The organism is Telmatospirillum sp. J64-1 (assembly GCF_006980715.1).
Lineage (GTDB): Bacteria > Pseudomonadota > Alphaproteobacteria > Rhodospirillales > Magnetospirillaceae > Oleiliquidispirillum > Oleiliquidispirillum nitrogeniifigens.
The window spans coordinates 1-898 of the sequence record NZ_SBHN01000077.1 but is presented as its reverse complement, the minus strand read 5'-3'; the positions used below and the strand labels follow the sequence as shown (position 1 = coordinate 898).

Genomic DNA, 898 nt, shown 5'->3' with positions numbered 1-898 from the left:
TACATTTTCGGCGCAGGACGGCTATTAGACCAGTGAGCTATTACGCTTTCTTTAAAGGATGGCTGCTTCTAAGCCAACCTCCTGGTTGTTTTGGCCTTCCCACATCCTTTCCCACTTAGCCATGACTTGGGGACCTTAGCTGGCGGTCTGGGCTGTTTCCCTCTTGACGACGGACCTTAGCACCCGCCGTCTGTCTGCCGGATTGTACTCTGCGGTATTCGGAGTTTGGTTAGGTTTGGTAAGACTTTGGGTCCCCCTAGCCCATCCAGTGCTCTACCCCCGCAGGTAATCATCCGACGCTCTACCTAAATAGATTTCGCGGAGAACCAGCTATTTCCGGGTTTGATTGGCCTTTCACCCCTAGCCACAGCTCATCCCCGTCTTTTTCAACAGACGTGGGTTCGGCCCTCCAGTGCGTGTTACCGCACCTTCAGCCTGGCCATGGCTAGATCACCCGGTTTCGGGTCTAATGCATGCAACTCGATCGCCCTATTCAGACTCGCTTTCGCTGCGCCTACACCTACCGGCTTAAGCTTGCTGCATACACTAAGTCGCTGACCCATTATACAAAAGGTACGCGGTCACTCCTCAAGGGAGCTCCCACTGCTTGTAGGCATTCGGTTTCAGGGTCTCTTTCACTCCCCTCGTCGGGGTGCTTTTCACCTTTCCCTCACGGTACTTGTGCACTATCGGTCAGTAAGGAGTACTTAGGCTTGGAGGGTGGTCCCCCCATGTTCAGACAGGATTTCACGTGTCCCGCCCTACTCGAGGACCGCTTCGTCATTTACCCCTACGCGGCTATCACGCGCTCTGGCCCGACTTTCCAGACGGTTCGGGTTTTGACAAAACGGCCACTGGCCTGGTCCGCGTTCGCTCGCCACTACTAGCGGAGTCTCTG

1 rRNA gene is annotated in these 898 nt (G+C 55.1%); it reads right to left on the bottom strand.

Annotated elements, in window-relative coordinates:
* Positions 1–898, bottom strand: a 23S ribosomal RNA gene (locus EPD66_RS23840); the annotation flags it as partial.